Here is a 16,861-nt window from a genome sequence, read left to right as displayed (position 1 = left end):
GCCCCTGGCGGATTATTCCGCCGGGGCTGCCGTGCGCGGCGCCTCAGCACCCGCAACCGGGCGGGTCTGACCAAGCGGCATGATCCGCAGCCGGGTGATCCGGTTTTTTTCCCGGCGCAGCACCGTGAAGCGGAACCCGTGGAAGGTGAAGATCTGACGCTCTTCCGGGATCATGCGGGCCTCATGGATCACCAGCCCGGCAATGGTTGTGGCCTCATCATCCGGAAGGCTCCAGTCGGCGGCCCGGTTGAGATCTCGGATCGGCACCGAGCCGTCAACAATCACGGACCCGTCCGCCTGGGGCCTGAGGCCTTCCAGCTCCAGATCATGCTCATCGGCAATCTCGCCGACGATCTCCTCCAGAATATCTTCCAGGGTCACCAGCCCCATCACCTCGCCATATTCATCGACAACGAGGGCGAAATGGGCCTTGTGGCGCAAAAACGCGTTGAGCTGATCCTGCAGGCTTGTGGTGTCGGGCACGAACCAGGCCGGGGCCGCAATCTCCAGAATATCGATGCCATCCGCCTTGCCGTCCGCCGCATGGAGCGCACGCAACAAATCCTTGGCATGCAGCACCCCGATGAAATTGTCGCTTTCGCCACGCCAGAGCGGCAGGCGCGTATAGGGGGAAGCCAGCGCCGCATCGACAAGCTTGGCGGGCGCATCATCCGCATTGAGGGCCTGCATGTTGGTCCGGTGCACCATGACGTCGGACACTTCCAGCTCAGCCAGATCCAGAAGACCGCCGAGACGGTCCCGCTCGCCTTTTTCCAGGCCACCCTCGATATGCTGCAGATCCACCGCGCCGCGCAATTCGTCATGGGCGGACAGGATCGACGCATCATCGCCGATCTTCACGCCGCCAAAACGCAGGAGCAGCCGCACGATCCATTCCACCCCCACCACGACCGGACCAAAGATTGCCACGATGAAGCGCACGATGGGCGAGACCATGAGCGCGAACCGCTCCGGATTGGAAATCGCCCAGGTTTTCGGCAGAACTTCGGCAAAGACCAGAACCAGCGCCGTCATGACCAGAGTGGCGAGCGCAACACCAGCCTCGCCAAACAGCTTCAGAAAGACGGTGGTTGCCAAGGCCGATGCAAGGATGTTGACCAGATTGTTGCCCAGAAGCAGCGCCCCGATCAGCCGCTCGCGGGAGGCAATCAGGCGGCTAGCCACCCGGGCCCGCCAGTCTCCGGTCTTTTCCAGCTGGTGCATGCGCGCCCTGGAGGCCGCAGTCAACGCGGTCTCCGAGCCGGAAAAGAAGCCGGACAGGAACAGAAGCACAAAAATGGCGAGAACCGCCAGCCAAAGAGCCGTTTCCATCATGGGTCAAGCTTCTCCTTGAGAAAACCGGATACCAGCGCCGGATCAACGCCCTTTTCCACGAAGGCCTCGCCAATGCCCCGGGTCAGGATGAAGGTCAGAGCCCCCCGGCTCACTTTCTTGTCCTGGGCGATGATATCCATGAACAGGTCCACACCCGGCAGTTGCCCGGGAATGTCCTGAATGGTGACCGGCAGGCCCACGTCGCTTAGATGCCTGCGCACCCGAAGCACCGTGTCCTCGCCGGTCAGGCCCAGCCGTTCGGAAAATTCATAGGCCAGCATCATGCCGATGGCGACCCCTTCGCCATGCACCAGCCGGTCGGTCTCATAGGCAACGGCCGATTCCAGCGCGTGGCCGAAAGTGTGACCCAGATTGAGCAGCGCCCGGCGGCCGCTTTCCAACTCGTCCGCCGCGACCACATCCGCTTTGGCCTGGCAGGACCAGGCCACCGCCTCGTCCCGCTCCGGCCCGCCGGCAAAGACCGCCTGCCAGTTGTTCTCCAGCCAGTCGAAAAAGGCCGCATCCCCGAGCAGGCCATATTTGGCAACCTCTGCATAGCCGGCCCGGAAATCGCGAAGCGGCAAGGTGTCGAGCACTGCGGTGTCGGCCAGCACCAGCGCCGGCTGGTAAAAAGCGCCGATCAGGTTCTTGCCCTGGCGGGCATTGATGCCGGTCTTGCCGCCGACGGAGCTGTCAACCTGGGCCAGAAGCGAGGTTGGAACCTGCACAAAGGCCATGCCGCGCCGGGTGGCCGAGGCAACGAAGCCTGCCAGATCGCCGACAACCCCCCCGCCCAGCGCGACAACCGCATCACCGCGCTCCAGTCGGGCTGCCAGAACCTCGTCACACAGGCGTTCAAATTCCCGGAAGCATTTGGTGCTTTCACCAGGGGGAACCGTCAGCGCCGTATAGTCCAGTCCGGCAGCCCGCAAACTGGCGCCAAAAGCATCGAGATGAAGACCTGCGACGGTTTCGTCGGCAACCACGGCCAGGCGGGCGCCCGGCAGCAAGGTCGCAATTTCCGCACCGGCGCGCTCCAGAACGCCCCGGCCGATCCTGATCTCATAGCTGCGCGCGCCGAGGTCGACATGAACGGACCTTCTGTCCGGGAGGGTGTCCGTGACGGATGTGTCTGTCATGGGTATCAAAGTCCAAATCAGGAAGAAGAAGCTGGCGAGGACCCGGTGTCCTCACCAGAAAACAGGTGCCCGGCCAGCGTGGTGATGATCTGATCCACCACCGCGTCATGGGGCACGTCTTTTGAGGTGACCGTCAACGCCGCCTTGGCATAGACCGGCTCGCGCTCAACCATGAGCCTGCGCATGGTGCCTTCCGGATCAGGGGTCTGCAGCAGCGGCCGGGTCGACCGGCGCCGGACCCGGGCCATGACCGTGTCGAAATCCACTTTCAGCCAGATCGACAGGCCGTTGGCCGCAATCTCGGCCCGTGTGGCCGCGCTCATGAAGGCGCCGCCGCCGGTGGCCAGCACCTGTGGCCCCTCGCCCAGAAGCCGGGCAATGACACGTTCTTCTCCAGAGCGGAAATAACTCTCCCCATGCGCTGCGAAAATTTCAGAGACCGTCATGTTGGCGGCCCGCTCTATTTCGGAATCGGCATCAATGAATTCAAGGCCGAGCCGGTGCGCCAGGCGCTTGCCAACCGTTGATTTTCCGCAGCCCATAATGCCGACCAGAACGATCGAACGCCTCCCGAGTGCCGCAACGAGACGGCCGGGATCGACAGGTTTTGCTTTTGTTTCGGCGGTATACACGTCACTGTCCCGCGTCTTGTCCGTTTCAGTCATGGCTGCGTTGTATCATATTCGGAAGAAAAGACACGCTGTGGAAGACAGCCGCCGCATTTCCGCCGTGCTGTCGGACATGCTCACCCTCCGGCCTTGCAGCCCGCGCTTTCAGGGCCCACAAGGCCTTGCACAGAACGCTGCGGTTTTGGAACATTTCCCCAACCGATTCGCACCGGGAGATATCGCGTGCCGACCCTGACCCGTCTGATTGTTGTCATCGCCCTGCTTGGCGCGCTTGGCTATGGGGCCGTCTATTCGCTTGCGACCTATGTCGACCCGCGCGAACGGGAGATCACTGTCAGGGTGAAAAAGGACGGCTTCGGACGCTGATGGCAACCGGTTTCGATCTGGAGACTTTTCTGGAAATGCTGGCCGCAGAGCGCGGCGCGGCGGAAAACACACTCGCCGGATACCGGCGCGACCTGGAGGATTTTTCAGACTTTCTCGGCAAGACAAAGATTGCCGCAGCACAGGCTGGTGACATTTCCGCCTATATGAGCGACCTCACCCGGCGCGGCTTTGCCGAAACCTCTCAGGCGCGGCGCCTGTCGGCCCTCAAACAGTTTTTCAAATTTCTCTATACGGAAGGGCTGAGACAAGACGACCCGACCCGGACCCTGTCGGCTCCGAAAAAACGGGCCAGCCTGCCGAAGGTCCTGTCCATGGAGGAAGTGGACCGGCTGATCGAAACCGCCCGGGAGGGCACTCTCAAACCCCATAGTAGCCCGGCCGCCCGCCTGCGCGCCCAGCGCCTCTACACCTTGATCGAAGTGCTTTATGCCAGCGGGCTAAGGGTGTCGGAGCTGGTTGCCCTGCCCCTGACCGCCGCCTTGCGGGATGCGCGGCTGATCGAGATCCGTGGCAAGGGCGGCAAGGAGCGTCTGGTCCCGCTGTCCCACGCGGCCCAGGCCGCCATGAAAGACTATGTGGCGCTGCGCGCTGCCCAAGGCGCCAATGACAAAAGCCCCTGGCTATTCCCCTCCCATGGTGGCAGCGGCCACCTGACCCGCCAGCATTTCGGGCGCGACCTGAAGGATCTGGCCCTGGCTGCCGGGCTCGATACGGCCAAGGTCTCGCCCCATGTGCTGCGCCACGCCTTTGCGTCGCATCTGCTTCAAAACGGGGCGGATTTGCGGGTGGTCCAGCAGCTTCTCGGCCATGCGGATATTTCAACGACGCAGATCTACACCCATGTGCTGGACGAACGGTTGCGCGCCCTGGTGGAGAGCGCCCACCCGCTGGCCAAGCGGTAGAACGGTTGCGGGAAAATCGGAACCGTCGGTTGCTGCCTGACAGAAAAGACTTCAACGCATTAACGAATACTGCGTGTTTCCAGCCAAATTCGAAACACTGCAAACCGGTTCTATTGCACTGCAGCAAACAACACCTTAAACTCGCGCGCCTGACTTCATTGGCCTGACCTTTCCAAGCGGACACTTTCATGCTGCAGCCCACCAGCGACTATGACACGCTGATCGACAGATTTCGCTGGTCGCTTCCAAATAGCTACAATATGGCCGCAGCTGTCAGCGATCATTGGGCGGCACGCGATCCGGACCGGCTGGCCATCCGGCATATCCTGGCAGATGGCACCGCAGAAGACTGGAGCCACCGCCAGCTTAACCGGACCGCCAACCAGTTTGCCAATGCGCTGCGCGGCCTTGGGCTTATGCGGGGCGACCGGGTGGCGCTGTTGCTGCCCCAGGGCCCAGCAACCGCCATGGCTCATCTTGCGGCCTACAAGCTCGGCGCGATTGCCGTGCCCCTTGCGGCCCTTTTCGGCCGTGACGCGCTGCGCTACCGGCTGGCCGATTCCCGCGCCAAGGCGCTTGTCACCGATACGGCCGGTCTCGAAAAAGCCACCGTGCTGCGCGCAGGTCTGCCGGAGCTGACCACCGTCATCTCGGTGGACGGGCCTGAGGCAGATGTTCACAGCCTGACCGCCCTGCTGGAGGCTGCGAGCGACCGGTTTGACACGGCTGCGACCACACCGGACGATCCTGCTCTGATGATCTACACTTCCGGCACAACCGGCCAGCCCAAGGGTGTGCTTCATGGGCACCGGGTCCTGATCGGCCATATGCCGGGTATTGAGCTTTCCCAGAACTTCCTCGGCCAAGAGGGAGATCTTTTGTGGACCCCTGCGGACTGGGCCTGGGCCGGCGGTCTGCTCAACGCTCTCTTTCCCGCCCTGGCCCTCGGGGTTCCGGTTGTCTCCCAGGCCGTGCGCAAATTTGACCCGGAAGGCGCTTTTCACCTGCTTCAGAGCCAGGCGATCCGCAATGCCTTCATTCCGCCAACGGCGCTGAAAATGCTGCGCGCCGTCGAGCGCCCAGCCAGCCGCTTCACCCTGAAATGGCGCAGTGTCGGGTCGGCAGGAGAGGCCCTTGGCCGGGAAACCTACGACTGGTTCGCGCAAGAATTTGGTTTTCCCGTCAACGAATTTTACGGCCAGACCGAATGCAATGCTGTGCTTGGGTCCGCTGCGGCGCTCAAGGTGAGCCGCTCCGGGGCCATCGGCAAACCGACCCCGGGACATGAGGTGGCGGTGATCGACGGGACCGGCCACCCGCTGCCTGCAGGGGTGCTGGGCCAGATTGCCGTCAAACGGCCGGACCCGGTCATGTTTCTGGAATACTGGAACAAGCCAGAGGAAACTGCTGCCAAATTCATCGGTGACTGGATGGTCACAGGTGATCAGGGCCAGAGGGATGAAGACGGCTATATCCATTTCATCGGACGGGATGACGACATCATCACATCCGCCAGTTACCGGATCGGGCCGGGGGAGATTGAGGACTGCCTGCTCAAACATCCCGCAGTGGCTTTAGCCGCGGTTGTCGGCAAGCCAGACCCGCTGCGCACGGAGATCGTCAAGGCCTTTATCGTGCTGAAACCCGGTGAGACCGCGAGTGCAAAACTGAAAGCTTCAATCACCGATTTTGTCCGTACCCGCCTGTCGGCCCATGAATATCCCCGCGAGGTGGAGTTTGTGACCTCTTTGCCCATGACCACCACCGGAAAGGTGATCCGCCGCCTGCTGCGGGATCAGGGGTAGACACTATTTCTGAAGTATTAGCCTGGTTTACGCGCCAGCCAGGCTTTGACCTTGCGCACCGCCTGTTTCAGGCGGCGTTCCAGGGCCATATCGGCCCGGCAAATCCCCATGGCCACGGCGCCTGCAGAGCCCGTGCCCAGCACCAGCGTGGCCAGTTCCAAACGGCCGCGCCAGAGCGGCTCGATCATGGGGTGGCCCGGAATGGCCAGAGAGTCGGCCTGCCTGAATCCCGGCCGCGCCAGATTGTCCCGGAACACTTTCATCATAAGCTGGACACCTGGAGAATAACGCGCAAAGTCTTCATCGAAGGCAATTTTCCAGGTCAGGACATGGCCGCCATCTTCGAAAGACACCAGACCGGCCACCAGCGTGTCCCCGGCTGAAAGCGTATCGATGCGAACCGCATCGGCCTCGGAAAGCGCCTGCACCGCCTGCCGGGAGAACCGGGCCGTCCCGTCGCGGCTCTTGAGGGCCGTACCGCCCTGGCCCTTCCACCCCTTGGCCTCAAGATCCAGAAAGGCTTCGAACTGCGTACAGGCATCCGCACCGCGCGCGGTCTCAAAGCGCACCGGGCCATGATCTTCCAGCCGGCGCAGCAAGCGCCGTTTTTCCTTGCGACGTTTGCCTGAAAACGCTTCTTCAAACTGGTCTTCGCCCTCTTCTGCACCGGCATGACACGCCCGCGCGGCGCGGCCTTCCAGCACCATTTGCACACCGGCAAGACCCTGAAGCCGGTGTGCCGTCTCAGACGCAAGGGGCAGATAGGGAAGAACCAGCACCTGAGCGGCCCCGGCCGCCGCCGTGACAAACAGGCGGAGCGCCGCGTCATCGGCCTGCGGATGCAGGAGCGGTGTGCCAAGCGGGGCATAGTGCGTTGTCCAGACCATGGCGGCGGGGCATACAAGACCGGCGGCACGCCGCCCGATGGGCGCAGCCACCAGCCAAAGCCCGGTGGTTTTGTGCCGGACCACCAAAAGACGGACCTGCGCCACGCCCATACCCTCAAGATAAGCCCGCAAGAAGCCCGGCCCGAAAAACGGATTGGGATCAAGCGCGGCCTCCGCGAGCGCCAACCAGGCGTCCAGCGGCAGATCCGCGTCCACAGGATCCAGAAACACGGCCTCCAGAGCGCTGGCCTCTCCCGCCTCAACCGCCATGGGCGCGGCCTTTCGACGGCGCCATGAGGGGCAGCACGAAGGTTGTCACGTTCAGGTGCCGCCGGGCGGCCCGGGCCAGCAGAGCCGCCTCGGCGATGATGGCCAGGCTGGTGGCAACCGCCGCTCCTTCCAGGCCCAGAAGGGGAATGAACAGCAGGTTCAGCCCCACATTGAGCGCGAAAGTGACCCCGTAAATGGCGGCGCAGCTGTTCTGGTGGCCGGTCATGGACAAGAGCGCATCCGCCGGACCGACCGATGCCCGCGCCAGCACCCCAATCAGAAGCAGACCGATCAGCGGATATCCGGCCTCAAAACCGCTACCAAACAGCCGCAGCAGCAGGGGCGCTACCAGCAATAGCCCGGCCCCGGCGGCCAGGGAAGGCCAGAAGGTCCACAAGGTGGCCTGCCGGGAATAGGCGGCCAGGCCGGCAAGATCGCTGGTGTGAATGTAGCTGGAAAACCGGTGGGCGGAAGCCGCACGAACGGCAAAATAGACAAAATGCACCAGCGCCAGCGTCTTGGAGGCCGCGAAATAGACAGCCACCTCATGCGGGTCCCGGAACAGGCTGACCATGATCACATCGGCGCTGGTGATCAGCTGCAAAAATCCTTCCACCATCAGCATGGGCAGGGAAATCGCCAGCCAGGACCTCATATCGATCCGCACCGGCCCCTTTGGCACCTGTTGCGGCAATCTGCGCCGCAGATGGAGGTATTGATAGACGGCGACCAGACCGGTCGCCACGACCGCAAGAGTGGCAGCGGAGGTGGCCGTCGCCGGGTATCCGGCGACAAGGGCCACGATCAGAAGGACGAGAATGGTCAACGGGCGCCAGATATAGGTCGGCAGCATGGCAAGCGACGGCCAGTCATGGCTGCGGGCAATCCCGTCCTGCACAAGCCCAAAGGCGAAGAACGGCAGCGCCAGCGAAACGATCAGCAGCGGTTGCACATAGGACGGGTCCAGAAGCGGCCGGGCCAGAGCAACCAGACTGGCAGCCAGCACCGAGACCCCGGCGCCGATCACAAAGGCCAGCTGGCGGCTTGTGCGCAGAAACCCGCGCAGCCCGTCCAGATCCCCCGATTGCCGGTATTGCGGAATGAAGCGGCTGGCGGAGGTGGAAAAGCCGCCGCAGGCCATCACCCCAAGAACAATCACACAGGTCCACGCAACCGAATAAATGCCGTAGTTATGGGCCCCCAGGAGCCGCGCCAAGGCAATTTGGGACAGAAAGGCAAGCGCAGCGCCCGCAACACGCACGGCGAAAGTGGTCATGGCCATGCGGCCTGCCGCGCGGTCGTCCGAACTGCCGGACCCGCAAAGAGACGCCAGCAGTGGCACGATCCGGCACAGCCCCTGAAACCAAGCGGCGTCTTGGAAACGCTTCGTCCAGGAGGTCGCGGTAGATCGCACGTGCAAGGCCCTTGAAACACTCTTTCCGTATTTATGACACGAGGGGCTTAACATTCCGTCGCCGGAATGCCCCCATGAAAGACAGCGTTTCTTCAATCAGATGGGCTCTTGCAGGGACCTGGAAAGAGGCAAAACGGCCTCTCTGGACACAAAGACGGCAGGCCTTTGGGCTTTGCCTGTTGACAGGCGGCTGCAAATTAGAACAAATAAGGAACAAACGATTCAAGCTGGCCGAAGATCTTCTTCCGGCTGAACCGTTTTGCGGGCTGTCCGGATTGCCTCCCCGGTGTGTACTGTCCCGCCTGTTCGATCCGGTCCCCCTCCCGCCGCTTTGAGAGGGGACCGGATTTTTTTGACACCAGGTGACTGGTACCGCCAGCTGCCAGCCTCTCAGGTCCGGCCGGACTCTATGCGTCCACCGCCTCAACATAGTACCAGCGGCCAGCTTTTTTCCGGAACCGGCTGCATTCCCGGTGAATGTTCAAACGGCCTCCGGAGAGATATTTCGCTTCAAAAAGCACCGTCCCGTCCCGGTCTTTTGGTCCCCCCGCCTCGCTGTCCAGCACCCTCAAACCGGTCCAGTGGTTTTCCGCCGCCCAGGCGGCCACCCCGGTCTCATCAAATCCCGGTTGGAACTTTGGCCACAAGGTCGCCTTGAGATAGGAAATCTCCTGGCGCACATAGGCGGTGTAGCGGGAGCGCATCAGGGCTTCGGCCGTATCCGGCACCGCCAGGCCATCCAGAAAAGGTCCGCAGCAACTTGTGAAAGGCCGCCCGGAGCCACAGGCACAGATTTCCTCAGACACGGGGTGATCCTCCGGGGTGTTTCATGACAGTGTCCTGCGGTCTCTACCACTTGTTCTCCCGCCCGGCTATGGTCTCCCGGCAGCTTCCACGGAGCCGGGCCGAGCCTCATGCGACTTGCCACGTTCAATCTTGAATCCTTCGGCTCGGACCGGTTTGATCCGGAGACGCTTGCCCCGCGCCTCACCGCCCTGCGTCCCCGGCTCTGCGAGCTGGAGGCCGACATCGTGTGCCTTCAGGAAGTCAATGCCCAGAAAGTCTCCGGAGCAAGCATACGCCAGTTCCTGGCCCTTGACCGTCTGATCACCGGAACACCCTATGAGCACTACCATAGGGCCACCAGTGAACGGGCGCCCGGCAAAGGCCCCAATTCCCGGCACAATCTGGTCATTCTGTCCCGGTACCCGATACTCGCCCAGGACAGCCTGTTTCAACAGCACGCCCGGCCTCCTCTCTGGCAGCCCGTGACCGCCGATCCCGCCTATGACAGCCCGCAGGAGATCACGTTCGAACGGCCGATCCTCAGAACCAGGCTGGATACGGGCGGCGGCGGCCCGCTGCATCTTTTTGCCGTTCACTTGCGCGCCCTGCGCGCCGCGCCGGTCCGGGGCGGCAAGACCTCCGCCCGGACCTGGAAAAGCACCGCGGCCTGGGCAGAGGGCTACCAGCTGTCCATGCTGAAGCAGATCTCGCAGGCTTTGGAGCTCCGGCTGGCGGTGGATGCCGTGTTCGATCAGGACGAGAGCGCCCGGATCATTGTGACCGGGGATTTCAACGCCAGCGGCGAAGCGGTTACCTTGCGGCTGCTCAGGGCCGACCCTGCGGACACCCGCACGCCGGGGCTGGAGCACCGGCGCCTTTACCAGCTGGATGCGTCCCTGCCGCTTGAACAGCGCAAGACCGTGCTGCACAGGGGCAAGGGCAGAGCGCTCGACCATATCCTGGCCAGCCCCGCCATGACCGGCAGAACCATTAGCGTCCGTGTCTTCAATGCCGGGCTCGACGCAGAAGCTTCTAAGCAGGACCCTGGATCGGATCACGCCGCCATGTGCGCCGAATTCGATCTCTAGAAGATGGTCAAGAGCAGGCCGCCCGCGGCTCAGTCTGGCGCGAGTGAGCGGATATAGGCGGCCAGATTGGCCGTCTCGATGGTGCCCAGGTTCATATCCGGCATGTTGGGATGGGGATCGGCCAGAAAGGTTGCCAGCGCCGCCTCGCTCCACTCGGGATCTTTTGCCATATCGTAAAAGCTCGGCAGGGAGACGCTGGACGCGCGCGCCTGATCTTCAGAAACGATATGGCACGCTGCGCACCATTGCAGGGCCAGCTTCTTGCCGGCAACACGATCGGCCCCATGTGCGGCGGAGGCCATTGCCGCAGTCAGGACACCCGCAATCACCAAGTGCAGAAAGCCTTTGGGAAGCCTGGGCAGGGCGGAAAAGGCCAGGTCATCGGCATACCAGTGCATGGATTGCTCCTTGTGGCTGATGGATCTCTGAGACCTGAAGCCTGCCGGGTTTGCGGGCGCCTCTCCTTGCGCTACGTCAATTGCAGCACCGGCATCAGCAACTTAGTCGCGCTTTTTCTGTTGCACCTGCCCTGAGGCTTCGACACACTCAGCTCATGTGCAATCCCAGGAGAGTGATATGTCCCCCCGCCTGAGACCCTTGATCCGCGCGGCCGCTGCTGCCGTCTTCAGCTTGTCCGCATCGGTGTCCTTTGCCCAGGAGACGACACCGATCTATTCCCTGAAGGACCGGTTTCACCCGGTGACGGCACAACACGGCATGGTCGCCAGCCAGGAGGCGGTGGCCACCGGCGTTGGTCTTGAGATCCTCAAAAAAGGCGGCAACGCGGTGGATGCCGCCATTGCCACGGGCTTTTCGCTTGCTGTCACCCTGCCGCGCGCGGGCAATCTGGGCGGCGGTGGCTTCATGATGATCCACATGGCCGGAACGGGGGACACCCAGGCGCTCGACTACCGGGAAAAGGCTCCGGTTGCGGCCTTCAAGGATATGTTTCTGGGCTCGGACGGCGAACCGGACAAGCAGAAGTCGCGCTTTTCCGGCCTTGCCATAGGAGTACCGGGCACGGTGGCCGGATTTGAGGCCGCGTTTCAAAAGTATGGCAGCGGTCAGCTGACCTGGGCGGATCTGCTCGCGCCGGCCATCAAGCTGGCCGAGGAAGGCATTACGGTAACCCCCGGGCTCTCCTCGGCCCTGTCCGCCCGCGCCGAGCGGCTGACCAAGGATCCGGCCACGGCGGCGATTTTCTTCAAAAACGGCACCACACCCTATCAGCCGGGGGAAACTCTGGTGCAAAAGGACCTGGCCCAGACCCTGAAGCTGATCGCGGAGAAGGGCGCTGACGGCTTTTATAAGGGGCCGACCGCCGAACGGATCGCCGCCAAGGTGCAACAGGCCGGTGGCGGCATGACAGCAGAGGATCTGGCGGCCTATGCGCCGGTCTGGCGCAAGCCGGTCACTGGCAGCTACCGGGGCTATGAGATCGCCTCCATGCCCCCGCCCTCGTCCGGTGGGGTGCATATCGTCCAGATCCTGAACATTCTGGAAGGCTTTCCGATGGCCGAATTCGGCCCCAACGCGGCCGACACTGTGCATGTGATGGCCGAAGCCATGCGCCGGGCCTATGCCGACCGGTCGAAATTCCTCGGCGACCCGGATTTTGTCGATGTGCCGGTGGCCGGACTGACCTCAAAGACCTATGCCGCCGAACTGGCCAAGGCCATCCGCATGGATGCCGCGACGCCCTCCGAAGAGGTCCGCCCCGGCGATCCCTATCCTTATGAAAGCAACGAGACCACCCATTTTTCCGTTGTCGACAAGGACGGCAATGCGGTCTCCAACACCTACACGCTGAACTTTTCCTATGGCGCGGGCCTGACCGCCGACGGAACCGGTGTTCTCCTGAACAACGAGTTGGATGACTTTTCCGCTAAACCAGGCACGCCCAATGCCTATGGGCTGATCGGGGGAACCGCCAATGCGGTGGAAGGTGGCAAGCGCCCGCTGTCCTCCATGAGCCCGACGCTTGTGTTCAAGGATGGCAAGTTCTTTCTGGCGACCGGTTCGCCCGGGGGCAGCCGCATCATCACCACCACCTTGCAGGTGATCATGAACATCGTCGATCACAAGATGAACATCGCCGAGGCGACCGCCGCCCCCCGGATCCACAATCAATGGCTGCCGGACGAAATCCGCATCGAGGAAGGCGTCTCTCCCGATACGGTCCGGCTGCTGGAAAGCCGGGGCCACACGGTCACGGTCAAGAATGCCATGGGCTCGACCCAGTCGGTCATGGCCGTGGACGGCGCGCTTGCGGGCGCTTCCGATCCACGCCGGGAAGGCGCCCTGACAGCTGGTTACTGAGCCGCTTGCGGCGGCAGGTCAGGGCCGGTGTCCGGATGGGGCACCAGGCCCTGCCCGTCCAGATCCTTCAGGTGGCGGAAGAAACTTTCCACCGACACGGCCAGGAACGAGGCCAGCAGGACGCCGACATAGGTGGAATGCTCCAGAAGCTCCGCCCGGTCGCCAACAACGACATCGAAAACTGTAAAGCCGAGGAAGACGGCAATTGAGACGGCAATTGCAAGATCCGTCCGGTAGGCCACCCCCGGCAACCCCCGCAGCAGGCGCAGGCCAGCCCAGACGAAAAAGCCCGCAGCGGCAAATTCAACCAAGCCCGCAAAGACAAGTGTGGCCTGCACAAAAGCCGGGTCCAGCGCCAGCTTGTCAAAATAGAGCGTGAATTTTTCCACCCGGTGATTGCCGTGCCAGTTCAACAGGCCCAGATCCGTGCGGGCAAAGAATTTGTCGAGCCCGTTCAAAAGCCAGAATGAGAACCAGAACAGGATGACACTTGCAGTAATGGGGTGACGAAACACGTTCATAATATCTTACATTGTAAAATTGAAGATAACACAACCCTTAGCAACCATTACTTGAAATAAGGTAAGGAAAATGTCCTGCGCCCCAAAAAAGTTCCTTTAGGTTACCATTTCTCGAATCCCGATGCGCAAGCGCCTGCGGAGCTGCCGGCATTCCGGCGATTGACAGCCTGAAACCCCGGTGCTAGCGCTAGTTCAAAGCGCTTTGAAACCTCTGCGGAGCGCCCTTCCAAACACATGAAATCAACAGGGAGAAACGGTCATGCCGATCAGAACCGTGGTCTGGGGCGAAAACGTCCATGAACAGCATAACGAGATTGTCGCCCGGACCTATCCAGGCGGCATGCACACCTGCATTGCCGATGCCCTGAACACCGACCCCGGGATCTCCGCGACGACGGCCACCTTGCAGGAGCCGGAGCATGGCTTGAGCTCTGCCAGGCTGGCTGAGACCGATGTGCTGCTGTGGTGGGGGCATGCCGCTCATGGAGATGTGGACGATAAGGTGGTGGAGCGGGTCTGCGACGCGGTCTGGTCCGGCATGGGCATCTTGTTTCTGCATTCGGCTCATTTTTCCAAGCCCTTCAAACGGCTGATGGGCAGCCCCTGCAACCTGACCTGGCGCGAGGCCGGAGAGCGCGAGCGCCTGTGGGTCACCAGCCGCAACCACCCGATCACGCAAGGGCTGGGCGACAGTTTCGAGCTGGAGATGGAAGAAATGTATGGCGAGCCTTTTGGTGTGCCGGAGCCGCTGGAAACCGTCTTCATCAGCTGGTTCCAGGGCGGAGAAGTATTCCGCTCCGGTCTCACCTACAAACGCGGCGCGGGCAATGTCTTCTATTTCCGTCCCGGCCATGAGACCTACCCGACCTATCACGACCCCACCGTACAGCGTGTCTTGAAAAACGGGGTCAAATGGGCCTTCAACCCCATGGCCCGGCTGGCAGACCCCAATGTGGCGCCGAATGTACCCGTGTCCGAGGCCCTCGAACCCATTGAGGAACGTGGACCAAAACTTCACGCTGAAGGCGAAGACGGCTTCCGCTGATCCCGCGCGCGCCCTTTTTTCCGGCCCGCCCCCTCTTTTCAGGAAGAAACAGACCATGGCCCAACAGGACACTCCGGTCCGCATTCTGATCCTCGGCACCGGCAACATGGCTGCCCATCATGTGGAGGCCTATCAGGCTCTGCCCGGCGTTGAGGTGGTGGGCGGGGTTGACCGCCGCCCCGGCCCCTTGAATGCGTTCTGCGACCGCTTTGCCATCGGGCACCGGTTTGACACCCTGGAAGAGGCACTCGCCTGGGGTGCGTTTGACGCGGTTTCCAATGTCACTCCCGATGCCGCCCACCACCCGACCACCCTGCCCCTACTGGATGCCGGAAAACATGTCCTGTGCGAAAAGCCGCTTGCGACCAATCAGGCAGATGCGGCCGCGATGGCCGAGCGGGCCCGGCAAAAGGGCGTCATTGCCATGGTCAATCTCAGCTACCGCAATGTCGCCGTCCTGCAAAAGGCGGCGCAGCTGGTGGCCGAAGGGGCAGTTGGCCACCTCCGGCACTTTGAAGCCTCCTATCTGCAAAGCTGGCTGACCCAGTCCGCCTGGGGCGACTGGCGCACGGAAAGCCAGTGGCTGTGGCGCCTTTCAAAGGCCCATGGCTCCAAGGGGGGCCTGGGGGATGTGGGCATTCACATTCTGGACTTTGCCACCTTTGCCGCCGGAAGCCCGGTAACCGAACTCTCCTGCCGGCTGAAGACCTTTGACAAGGCAGAGGGCAACCGGATCGGAGAGTATCCGCTGGATGCCAATGACAGTTTCACCCTGCAGGCGGAGCTTGCCAATGGCGCGCTTGGCACCATCAGCGCCAGCCGCTTTGCCTCCGGCCACCTGAATGACCTGCGGCTGCGCCTCTATGGTGATCTCGGCGGCCTCGAAGTGCTGTTTGAAAACGCCGTTGAAAGCCTGCGGATCTGCAAGGGGCCGGATCTTGACAGCGCCCGCTGGGAAAAACTGGACGTTCCCGAGGTGAAAACCGTCTATGAGCGCTTCGTCGGCGCCATCCGCGGCAAGGGGTCCCCGGAGCCGGATTTTGCCCATGGCGCCCGGCTTCAGGCCGCCCTCGATACCGCCGAACAATCCGATGCGGACAATGGCCGGTTCCTGCCGGTTCCTGACATCCTTTGACACGTGGCACGGTCATCCGGCTTGAAATGCCAAACGGCGGAGCTGGAAGCTCCGCCGTTCACAAGGGTACTTTCGCAAGGCACCACCGCCCGCTGGCCTCTGGAAGCGGTTTGCGCGCGATGTGAGGTAACTCTAGCGCAGTCTTTCTGACACTTCGTTCACCCCGGTCTTCAGGTTTTCCGATAATTTTAGACGAAACCCGCCGATCCAGAAAAAGACGAGAAAAAAACCCGGTTCTAGGATGCAGAAAAATCCGGATTTTTTTCAAGGACCCGAAAGCCCCCCCCCCTTCAGGGCCGGCTTTTTGACCCGTCTATTCAGCAGCGCCGCCCTTATTTTTCACAGCGGAAAGACGCCGTCGGCAGCGACCATCCACCTGTCGGAATGGTGGAGGCGTAAACCGCATTCTTACCGTGTTTCTGGCATTCCTCTTGCGCCAATTGCGCCATCTTGGCCGGATCATACATGGCCGGATCGTATTGAACGAGCACATTGGACGGATTGGACGACACAACACTCTGGCATCCTGACACCAGACAGACAGCCAGGACCACAAACAAATATTTTCTATAAATCACTGATATTTCACCACGAATCTAATATATTTACAGCACACGATAAAGTGGCACCCAAATGATTTCAAGGCTTTCAGGCAGATCCGCCAAAGCCAGACTTCCCAAAAAGCTTCTTGTTGGCAAATATCTGGAAAGGCGTGCAAAAAAGCAAAAGGCCCAGGACGGTTCCTGAGCCTTTTGGAAACTGGAGCGGGCGAAGGGATTCGAACCCTCGACCCCAACCTTGGCAACCGGACCAGATCGTTTTCGCCATGCCTGGTTATTCTACGCCATAACGCGAAAATCTACGATCAGTCAATAACTTGCATTGACCGGCGCGCCGCCGGCGGTACGCTGGAAATACCCTTGATTTCCGTTCATCTGCTTCCCCCCTGCTTCCCCGCTCATGCTGCAACTGCGTGGGGAAGCAAATCGTGCCGCCACCGCTCTCCACGTTCACAGCAGTCCACTGACTCCAAACGACATTTCAAGTTGAAAGGAAACCGGCAATGCCCAAACTCACCAAAAGACTTGTTGACGCACTGCAACAGGACCGTGAGCGTCCGTTGAACCCGACCTGCCGCTTTTCGATTTGGTGCGTTAAGTGTCCGCTTAATTAAATGGACATTTAAGGGCCCTTAATGA

At 61.7% G+C, this 16,861-nt stretch carries 16 protein-coding genes; 7 read left to right on the top strand and 9 right to left on the bottom strand.

All coding sequences use genetic code 11. From position 1 onward, the window contains the following. Positions 1–12: 12 nt before the first annotated feature. The 3 genes from ACXAIC_RS14135 to ACXAIC_RS14125 are packed head-to-tail and all read right to left on the bottom strand — an operon-like array spanning position 13 to position 3,139. A complete protein-coding gene (locus ACXAIC_RS14135; RefSeq protein WP_475180197.1) occupies positions 13–1,335 on the bottom strand; it encodes an HlyC/CorC family transporter in 1,323 nt (440 codons plus the stop codon). Next, positions 1,332–2,474 (bottom strand): 3-dehydroquinate synthase, encoded by a 1,143-nt coding sequence (gene aroB / locus ACXAIC_RS14130; protein WP_475180196.1) that lies wholly within the window; start codon positions 2,472–2,474, stop codon positions 1,332–1,334. The genes ACXAIC_RS14135 and aroB overlap by 4 nt, the downstream gene beginning before the upstream one ends. A 17-nt stretch (positions 2,475–2,491) precedes the next feature. Beyond that, positions 2,492–3,139, bottom strand: coding sequence for a shikimate kinase (locus tag ACXAIC_RS14125; RefSeq protein WP_475180192.1), 648 nt, complete (start codon positions 3,137–3,139; stop codon positions 2,492–2,494). A gap of 186 nt (positions 3,140–3,325) precedes the next feature. Between ACXAIC_RS14125 and ACXAIC_RS14120 the strand changes: the two genes are divergently transcribed. The 3 genes from ACXAIC_RS14120 to ACXAIC_RS14110 all read left to right on the top strand — a co-directional run bounded on the left by ACXAIC_RS14120 (position 3,326) and on the right by ACXAIC_RS14110 (position 6,197). Next, the gene (locus ACXAIC_RS14120; RefSeq protein ID WP_475180189.1) at positions 3,326–3,469 is read left to right on the top strand and encodes a hypothetical protein; all 144 of its coding nucleotides are present in this window, start codon (positions 3,326–3,328) and stop codon (positions 3,467–3,469) included. Then, on the top strand, positions 3,469–4,392 hold the full coding sequence (gene xerD / locus ACXAIC_RS14115; protein ID WP_475180187.1) for a site-specific tyrosine recombinase XerD: 924 nt from the start codon (positions 3,469–3,471) through the stop codon (positions 4,390–4,392). Before ACXAIC_RS14120 ends, xerD begins: the two co-directional genes overlap by 1 nt. Positions 4,393–4,580: 188 nt before the next feature. Continuing rightward, positions 4,581–6,197, top strand: coding sequence for an AMP-binding protein (locus tag ACXAIC_RS14110; protein ID WP_475180184.1), 1,617 nt, complete (start codon positions 4,581–4,583; stop codon positions 6,195–6,197). Positions 6,198–6,214: 17 nt separating this feature from the next. Here the strand turns inward: ACXAIC_RS14110 and ACXAIC_RS14105 are convergent, their stop codons facing one another. The 3 genes from ACXAIC_RS14105 to ACXAIC_RS14095 all read right to left on the bottom strand — a co-directional run bounded on the left by ACXAIC_RS14105 (position 6,215) and on the right by ACXAIC_RS14095 (position 9,574). Then, entirely contained in the window at positions 6,215–7,354 is a 1,140-nt protein-coding gene (locus ACXAIC_RS14105) for a GNAT family N-acetyltransferase (RefSeq protein ID WP_475180180.1), read from the bottom strand. Then, entirely contained in the window at positions 7,344–8,768 is a 1,425-nt protein-coding gene (locus ACXAIC_RS14100; protein WP_475180178.1) for a lipopolysaccharide biosynthesis protein, read from the bottom strand. The genes ACXAIC_RS14105 and ACXAIC_RS14100 overlap by 11 nt, the downstream gene beginning before the upstream one ends. Before the next feature lie 407 nt (positions 8,769–9,175). Then, positions 9,176–9,574, bottom strand: coding sequence for a YchJ family protein (locus tag ACXAIC_RS14095; RefSeq protein WP_475180175.1), 399 nt, complete (start codon positions 9,572–9,574; stop codon positions 9,176–9,178). Positions 9,575–9,682: 108 nt separating this feature from the next. Between ACXAIC_RS14095 and ACXAIC_RS14090 the strand changes: the two genes are divergently transcribed. Further along, positions 9,683–10,642 (top strand): endonuclease/exonuclease/phosphatase family protein, encoded by a 960-nt coding sequence (locus ACXAIC_RS14090; RefSeq protein WP_475180173.1) that lies wholly within the window; start codon positions 9,683–9,685, stop codon positions 10,640–10,642. Between the two features lie 29 nt (positions 10,643–10,671). Here the strand turns inward: ACXAIC_RS14090 and ACXAIC_RS14085 are convergent, their stop codons facing one another. Then, positions 10,672–11,040 (bottom strand): c-type cytochrome, encoded by a 369-nt coding sequence (locus ACXAIC_RS14085; protein WP_475180172.1) that lies wholly within the window; start codon positions 11,038–11,040, stop codon positions 10,672–10,674. Between the two features lie 178 nt (positions 11,041–11,218). Between ACXAIC_RS14085 and ggt the strand changes: the two genes are divergently transcribed. Continuing rightward, positions 11,219–12,961, top strand: coding sequence for a gamma-glutamyltransferase (ggt, locus tag ACXAIC_RS14080; protein WP_475180168.1), 1,743 nt, complete (start codon positions 11,219–11,221; stop codon positions 12,959–12,961). Here the strand turns inward: ggt and ACXAIC_RS14075 are convergent. Next, positions 12,955–13,482, bottom strand: a complete 528-nt coding sequence (locus tag ACXAIC_RS14075; protein WP_475180165.1) for a hypothetical protein — start codon at positions 13,480–13,482, stop codon at positions 12,955–12,957. The genes ggt and ACXAIC_RS14075 overlap by 7 nt on opposite strands. A 259-nt stretch (positions 13,483–13,741) precedes the next feature. Here ACXAIC_RS14075 and ACXAIC_RS14070 point away from each other — a divergent pair, with 259 nt between their 5' ends. Together ACXAIC_RS14070 and ACXAIC_RS14065 are read left to right on the top strand one after the other, a co-directional pair. Further along, positions 13,742–14,527 carry a ThuA domain-containing protein gene (locus ACXAIC_RS14070; RefSeq protein WP_475180164.1) on the top strand — a complete coding sequence of 262 codons (786 nt, stop codon included), beginning with the start codon at positions 13,742–13,744 and terminating at the stop codon, positions 14,525–14,527. 55 nt (positions 14,528–14,582) lie between these two features. Further along, the gene (locus tag ACXAIC_RS14065) at positions 14,583–15,662 is read left to right on the top strand and encodes a Gfo/Idh/MocA family protein (RefSeq protein ID WP_475180163.1); all 1,080 of its coding nucleotides are present in this window, start codon (positions 14,583–14,585) and stop codon (positions 15,660–15,662) included. 332 nt (positions 15,663–15,994) lie between these two features. On the opposite strand, the gene ACXAIC_RS14060 is transcribed toward ACXAIC_RS14065, so the two are convergent. Beyond that, positions 15,995–16,240: a hypothetical protein gene (locus ACXAIC_RS14060; RefSeq protein WP_475180160.1), complete on the bottom strand. Its 246-nt coding sequence runs from the start codon at positions 16,238–16,240 to the stop codon at positions 15,995–15,997. Between the last annotated feature and the right edge of the window lie 621 nt (positions 16,241–16,861).

It is taken from the genome of Roseibium sp. AWQ4_254, from assembly GCF_056161025.1.
This window is presented reverse-complemented; position numbering and strand designations above follow the sequence as displayed.